Below are 6,966 nucleotides of genomic sequence, written 5' to 3'. Positions count from 1 at the left end.
GGTGGTATTATTGATTAAACTTGTAGTATTTGACTTAGATAACGTTATTATTGATGGTGAAGCAATAGATGAGATAGGAAAATTAGCAAATGTTGAAGAAGACATAGCTGAAATTACTGAAAAAGCTATGCAAGGTGAAATTGACTTTGAAACTTCTATTAAAGACAGAGTTCAACTTCTTGAAGGAACTTCAATTGAAGATATCCAAAAAGTTGCTAGTGAACTTCCATTAATGCCTGGAGCTGAAGACACCATCAATGGATTGAAAGATAAAGATATTGATGTAGCTATCATTAGTGGTAGTTTTGATGTAGTAGCTGATGAAATTAAAGAAAAACTCGGCGTAGACGCAGTTTACACTAATAGTTTCACAGTCGAAGATGGTAAATTAACTGGTGAAGTGACTGGTCCTTTAGTTGCAGGATCCAAATTGGATGTACTCAAAGACCATGTCGAAGAAGCAGGAATTGCACTTGAAGATGTAGTTGCTGTTGGAGATGGCGCTAACGACATTTCCATGATTGAATCAGCTGGCTGCGGTATTGCATTCAACGCAAAAGATTCCGTAAAAGAAATAGCTGATGTAGTAGTAGATGAAAAAGACTTAACCAAAGTCTTAGATGAAATCCTTAATCAATTAACCACTGATGATGCTGAAGAAGAGACTGTCGAAGAAGTAGAAGCTCAAGAAGCTGAAAACGTTGAAGAAGCTGAAGCTGAAACCGAGGAAGAAACTGAAGACGAAGCTGAAGAAGCTGAAGCAGAAGAAGAATCCGAAGAAGAAGCTGAAGAAGAAAAACCTGAATTCGTTCTCGCTGACACCATGGAAGGTGTAAGAAAACAAAAAGATGAAAAAGAAGCTGAAATCTCCAAAGTTGCTGATGAAAGAGAAGAATTCAACAAAATAGCAAGAGAACAACGTAAAATAAGAGATGAATTAAACGCATCCTTAAAAGAAAACTTAAACAAAGCTATTGAATTCAGAAACGAGCGTAATGAAATCAACAAAGAAGTTGAAGCTGCTAAAAAAGCTCGTAATGAAGCTAATGCTAAAATTAAAAATCTCGAATGGAATTCAGGTAAACGTAACAAAGTTAAAATCGAAAACGAAATCAAAAAGATTGATAAAATCATTGAAACTCGTGTACTCGATATTAAAAAAGAAAACCAGCTTGTTAAAAACGCTAACGACTTAAGAAAACAATTAATGGAAATTCATGAAGATGAATCCGTTAAAGCTGAAGCTGACGAACTCAGAAAACAATCTGAAGAAGCTCACGAAAAAGTTATTGAACTTTCAGAAAAAGCTCAATCAGCTCACGAAGAAATGCTTAAATACTTCAGAAAAACCGATGACATCAGAACCGCTGCTGACGATGCACACAAAAAATTCATCGAAGCACGTAGAAATGCATCCGCTAAACATGAAGAATTTAAAGCTATCTTAAGCGACATCCATGTTATCAACAAAAAATTAGGTTCCAACAAACCTAAACGCAGAAAATCCGATAACAAAGGATCTTCCGGTGGAAACAAAAACCGTGAAGAAAAACAAAGAGCTCAAGAAATCTTTGAAAAATTCAAACAAGGTGGTAAAGTTTCTACTGAAGAGATTTTACTCTTGCAAAAATACAACATAGGTTAAGTTCACTTAACCTAACTATTTTCTTTTTTTTTTTAAGGTTTTAACATGTCAGAAGAGAAAATCGAAACTTGTTTTATCTGCGGTAAGGAATTTGATATGAATAAGGCAGACCTTGGTTATTATCGTAACGGCAAATATCCAATCTGTGATTTCTGTGCTGATTTTTACCGTTTTTATAATGAAGACTTAACTTCTAAAAAAGAATAATTTTCTTTACTTTTTTTGGATAGGTCCAGTTGTGTGTACTGGTTCAGTTGATTTTTTAATTTCTATTTTTAAAATTTATTGGACATATTGAAAGTTGGGGATTAGCCCAACTTTTCAACCAGTTTTAAAGCTTCGTCAATTACCTGCCACATATCAAAGTACTGATACATTCCCAAACGTCCTCCAAAAATTACATTTCCTTCTTTTTTGGCAAGTTCCTGATATTTTTTAAAGAGTTCGGAGTTTTTATCGTCATTCATAGGATAATATGCCTCTTCGCCTTTCTGCCAGGTTTTCGGATATTCTCTTGTGATGATTGTCTTATCTGATTCGGCATTTTCAAAGTGTTTGTGCTCGATGATACGTGTGAAGGGTGTTTCAGCATCGGTATAGTTGATTACAGCATTTCCCTGATAGTTTTCCACATCAAGTGTTTCAAACTCGAAGTTAAGTCCACGGTATTCAAGCTCTCCGTAGCAGTAGTCAAAATACTGGTCAATCATTCCGGTAAATATGATTTTGTCCGCTGAATTTATCCATTTTTCTTTATCATCAAAAAAGTCAGTGTTAAGCTTTACTTCAACTCCGTCCAACATCTTTTCAATGATTTTAGTGTATCCTCCAATAGGAATGCCCTGATAGAGATCGTTGAAGTAGTTGTTGTCAAAAGTATATCTTACTGGGAGCCTTTTGATGATGAATGCCGGCAAGTCCTCACATTTTCTTCCCCACTGCTTTTCGGTGTATCCTTTGATTAATTTCTCATAGATATCCTTTCCGATAAGGGATATTGCCTGCTCTTCAAGGTTTTTTGGGTTTTCAATGTGGTATTCTGCTTTTTGCTCTTCAATCTTGGCTTTTGCCTCTTGAGGTGTCTTTACGCCCCACATCTGATAGAAGGTGTTCATGTTAAACGGCAGGTTGTAGAGTTCGCCCTTGTAGTTTGCAACCGGCGAGTTGGTGTAGCGGTTGAATTCAGCAAATTCGTTTATATATTCCCACACTTTCTTGTTGTTGGTGTGGAAGATGTGTGCACCGTATTTGTGCACATTGATGTTTTCAGTATTTTCTGTGTAAACGTTACCTCCTATGTGGTCACGCTTTTCAATTACAAGACATTTTTTGCCCTTTTTGGTCATTTCATAAGCAATGATTGAACCGAACAGTCCTGACCCGACAATTAGATAATCATATTTCATAATTATCTATTAGTTAAAGGTGCCTTATTAATTTTAAGTTTAATTTCAAAATTAATCTTTCAGGATTTCTTCCAACTCTTCAATGCTTTTTCCGGTTTTTTTGGAGATTTCGGCGAGTGTTGTTCCGGAGCTGATGAAGTTTTCGATTAGTTCTTTCATCCCCTCTTTCATTCCTTCTTTCATCCCTTCATCTCGGCCTTTTTTCTCTCTTCTGTCTCCATATTCAAAAATTAATGTCATTCTATCACCCAATAAATCACACAATACATTTCTATATTCCTCATCTTTAACAAATTTGTCAACAATGAGCCATTCAATACCATATGATAGGTTTTTAACAGATTCTGTTGCATTTTTTACTTGAAATAAGTTTTGTACAACTCTTTTTATATATTTTTCCATGTCTTTACCTAAAATCATCGGAACTAATGCATATAATATCAATTCTCTTGATTCTAGTTTTAATCCTTTTTTAATTTTTGGTTCAACAGTTGCAATTATTTTATCGCCATCTAAATCTTTTAGATTAATGACATGGTATGTAAATACACTTTCGTTGTTAAATTGGTATTTTATTGTTTTTGATTCTTCAGCTGTTGTTAAAACAATTAAATTCATATCTTTATCATTTTCTTTAACTCTATTAGCCACTGCTACATAAGTCAATCCTCTTTTTGAAAATTCATCATCTACTGGTGTGCTTTGAAGTTCTATTATTATATTTTCAAAATCTAATTCTAGAATTATGTCGGGCACATAGTCCTTTGGATCGAGTAATCGCAATTCCTTTGTCCAAATTTTAACCTTAACTGTTTTTTTGTCAACTATATCCAGTAGTATCTTTGCATCTTCTTCATTAATGTTTTTAAATATCTTGTCTTCTGCAAAACTAGTCATAAGTTACACGCCCTGAATATTGTTAACTAAATTTGTGTTATTTTAGATATAAACTATTTTCTATTAGATTTAAATCATATAGACTTATATAATTTGTTTTTTTCACATCAATTTTACAAACTGGGGGCAATTTTACAAAACAAGGTCAATTTTTCAAAATCAAATAAATTTTTCACAATGATACAATATTTTGAAATAATCCTAATTTTACTTTTTTAGGACAAATCAAGATTTTAAAATCAATATTGCATTTAAAAATTAGTTATATTTATTAATTGTCAATTTAAAGTAATATTACAAAATTAGACGTGATATTATGGCGTATACAATCAGAACTATTGAAAGAATTTTACCTTATCTGAAAGAGGATTTGATGAGGGTGCTCCTGACTGAGCATTTTCTCGAAAAAATGGAGCATCGCTGCATCGATGATGATATAATCTGTGATGTGGTGGCAAACAGAACACCAAAATCCATAGTCAAGTTTAAGGATTCAGGCATTAACTTTGAGCTGACATATGACTGGGATGATGAGGAAGATCTGGTGGTAATACTGGCTGCTCATCCTCCACGTTCTGTGATTTTGGTTTCAGCATACTTCAGGGAGGTTTTTAATGAAGACAGTTAGACTTGAAAAGATACCTGACCCCTATGATTATCTCAACCTCTCTGCAGTGAAGGACTTCACATACTTCAGGACGGTAGTGATGGATGAGGGGGTAATGATTGATTTCAACATCAGGGATGAGCCTGCTGCAATTGAGATAATTGATGCCTCCCGCAAATTCGGGATGCACCATGAGCCATGCATGAAAGGCAAGATTACAGGTTCCGTTTACATAAGCTATGATTTTATTGTTTTAAGGTTGAATGTGGTTTTTGAAAAGCTTTCCAAGTCATATGAATGTGAAGTTCCAAACATCTATGGACTTAGACCGGGGGAGTATGAGATTGATGTAATATAAATTAAACATTTTTAATTTATTTTACATCTAATGTAATATTTTTCATTCATAAAGTATTTTATTTATATTCTAATTATTATTTTAACTATAAATATGAATAATATATAATATATTATTATATTCACAATGAATATACAATATTTTTGGAGGTACTTTATGAAATTAAAAAAGATAATGCTGGTAACATTCATATTACTTGCAATTTTAACAGTCAGTGCAGTCGGTGCATCTGAAGATGTAACAGTTGACGGTGAACTGGCAGTAACTGATGTTGAAGAAAATCCTATTGAGGAATCTACTGATGATGTAGTTGTTAATATTCAATCAACTGAAGTAGAAGATTTTTATATTGATTATGAGGAACAAATACCGATAGAAAATGATTATAATATTGTTACTGTTAATAGTTATGATGATGTGGATGGTAATGTAACAGTTTCCGTTGACAATAGCAATGTTTACAACGAGAAATTTAATTGGTATACCTCTCTTGATTTGAACGATTTAAAAATAACTGCTCCGGGAGAGTATAATATTCTTGTTAATTTCGTTCCGGTCGCAGGCAGTTCATTGACTCTTGCTAATTATAAATTGTTTGTCACTGAAAAAGAGGAATATATTGGAATTAATGCAGAAATTTACTCTGATGTTGATATAAGTAGGCCTTATCATACTATTGTATACAATGATTATGATGATGAGTTGGAAGGCAATATTATTGTTTATATTAATAATGAAATATATTATAATGGCAAAATTTATGAGGATGATGACATTGAAGTAATGGATGTTACTAAAAAATTACCTGTAGGCACATATTTGGTTCAAGTAAAATATGATGATGGTGAAAAATTAACTTTAATCAAATCATCATTAACAAGATTTTATTATAATCTGGAAATTGATGAATATCCTGAATATTTATCAATAGGTTCAAATCATGTGTTTGAAGTTTCATTACCAGATGATGCTACAGGTTCATTATATGTACTTTTTAATGGTAATGAATTTAGTGTAAACTATAAAGATGGATATGGTAGTGTTACTATTCCAACACAAAATTTAGAATTAGGTAAAGAATATCAAATTAGTTTAGTATTGCGCAATGATCCTTTGTATTCAGAATCGCCGGTAATTTATGATGTAACTACTGTTCCAAGTATTTCTAGTCCGGATATAATGAGTGTGGGTGAAAATGAGATTATCACACTTGAATTGCCAAGTAAATATTCTGGTACTCTCAATTTATATAAAGCAAAAGAAGATGATTATGGCGACTATGTTAAAGATGGAAATCCAATTGCTAGTGCAAATGTAGTTAATGGTAAAGCAAGCATAAGAGTATCCCAATCAAATGAAGGCGACTATATATACATTATTGAATATGTATCTGGCAGTTATTCTTATTCAACATCTGTTTATTTTGAAGTATATAAAAACACTCCAGGTATTACAGCTGCTGTTCTACCGGCCACTGTTGAGGTTGGAAATTCTGTAACTGTCAAGCTTACAGGTCCAAAAGATTTAAATCAAGATTTTTACCTATCTGTGGATGGTGTAACACAGGATAAAGCTTTAAACTTTTTCAATCTTGGTGAAATTTCTCAGTCAATAAAATTCACAACACTTGGACAACACATCATAAAAGTTTGGGGATATGATCAATTCTACTCAAACACTTTTGATATAACAGTCAAACAAGCTTCTGCGCCTGCTAAAACACCTGCTAAAACACAGGCAAAAACCGTCGTATCCTTAACTCTCAAAACAGTTAAGGTTAAAAAATCCGCTAAAAAACTTGTACTTCAGGCAACTTTAAAAATCAACAAGAAAGCTAAAAAAGGCTTAAAAGTCATTTTCAAATTCAATGGTAAAAAATACACTGCAAAAACCAATAAAAAAGGTGTTGCAAAAGTTACCATCAAGAAAAAAGTTTTAAAGAAACTTAAAGTTGGCAAAAAAGTAAAATATCAGGTTTCATACGGTAAAAAAACAGTTAAAAAGACTGCAAAAGTTAAAAAATAAGGATTTAATTCCTTATTTTTCTTTTTTT

The 6,966-nt window shown here is 32.7% G+C and carries 7 protein-coding genes; 5 read left to right on the top strand and 2 right to left on the bottom strand.

Translation table 11 applies throughout. The annotated features are described in order from the left end of the window. Window positions 1–10 precede the first annotated feature (10 nt). Together serB and IJ258_RS02720 are read left to right on the top strand one after the other, a co-directional pair. On the top strand, window positions 11–1,645 hold the full coding sequence (serB, locus tag IJ258_RS02725) for a phosphoserine phosphatase SerB (protein WP_292802522.1): 1,635 nt from the start codon (window positions 11–13) through the stop codon (window positions 1,643–1,645). A 45-nt stretch (window positions 1,646–1,690) separates the two neighbouring features. Next, window positions 1,691–1,852 carry a hypothetical protein gene (locus IJ258_RS02720; RefSeq protein ID WP_292802519.1) on the top strand — a complete coding sequence of 54 codons (162 nt, stop codon included), beginning with the start codon at window positions 1,691–1,693 and terminating at the stop codon, window positions 1,850–1,852. Between the two features lie 101 nt (window positions 1,853–1,953). Here IJ258_RS02720 and glf read toward each other — a convergent pair whose 3' ends face one another. Together glf and IJ258_RS02710 are read right to left on the bottom strand one after the other, a co-directional pair. After that, a complete protein-coding gene (gene glf, locus IJ258_RS02715) occupies window positions 1,954–3,051 on the bottom strand; it encodes a UDP-galactopyranose mutase (protein ID WP_292802516.1) in 1,098 nt (365 codons plus the stop codon). A 51-nt stretch (window positions 3,052–3,102) separates the two neighbouring features. Further along, the gene (locus tag IJ258_RS02710) at window positions 3,103–3,948 is read right to left on the bottom strand and encodes a hypothetical protein (RefSeq protein ID WP_292802513.1); all 846 of its coding nucleotides are present in this window, start codon (window positions 3,946–3,948) and stop codon (window positions 3,103–3,105) included. A 316-nt stretch (window positions 3,949–4,264) separates the two neighbouring features. Between IJ258_RS02710 and IJ258_RS02705 the strand changes: the two genes are divergently transcribed. The 3 genes from IJ258_RS02705 (at window position 4,265) to IJ258_RS02695 (ending at window position 6,938) form a co-directional block, all read left to right on the top strand. Next, window positions 4,265–4,576 (top strand): hypothetical protein, encoded by a 312-nt coding sequence (locus tag IJ258_RS02705; protein WP_292802510.1) that lies wholly within the window; start codon window positions 4,265–4,267, stop codon window positions 4,574–4,576. Between the two features lie 79 nt (window positions 4,577–4,655). Then, window positions 4,656–4,913 (top strand): hypothetical protein, encoded by a 258-nt coding sequence (locus tag IJ258_RS02700; protein ID WP_292802507.1) that lies wholly within the window; start codon window positions 4,656–4,658, stop codon window positions 4,911–4,913. Between the two features lie 156 nt (window positions 4,914–5,069). Continuing rightward, a complete protein-coding gene (locus tag IJ258_RS02695) occupies window positions 5,070–6,938 on the top strand; it encodes a hypothetical protein (protein WP_292802504.1) in 1,869 nt (622 codons plus the stop codon). Window positions 6,939–6,966: the final 28 nt, after the last annotated feature.

The organism is Methanobrevibacter sp. (assembly GCF_017468685.1).
Taxonomy (GTDB): domain Archaea; phylum Methanobacteriota; class Methanobacteria; order Methanobacteriales; family Methanobacteriaceae; genus Methanocatella.
Note: the sequence above shows the minus strand (reverse complement) of the source record. Positions and strands in the feature narration are given on the sequence as shown.

Coding starts and splice junctions, on each gene's coding strand:
- glf (WP_292802516.1), bottom strand. CDS start 3,051: ATGAAATATGATTATCTAATTGTCGGGTCAGGACTGTTCGGTTCAATC.
- IJ258_RS02695 (WP_292802504.1), top strand. CDS start 5,070: ATGAAATTAAAAAAGATAATGCTGGTAACATTCATATTACTTGCAATT.
- IJ258_RS02705 (WP_292802510.1), top strand. CDS start 4,265: ATGGCGTATACAATCAGAACTATTGAAAGAATTTTACCTTATCTGAAA.
- IJ258_RS02710 (WP_292802513.1), bottom strand. CDS start 3,948: ATGACTAGTTTTGCAGAAGACAAGATATTTAAAAACATTAATGAAGAA.
- IJ258_RS02700 (WP_292802507.1), top strand. CDS start 4,656: ATGGATGAGGGGGTAATGATTGATTTCAACATCAGGGATGAGCCTGCT.
- IJ258_RS02720 (WP_292802519.1), top strand. CDS start 1,691: ATGTCAGAAGAGAAAATCGAAACTTGTTTTATCTGCGGTAAGGAATTT.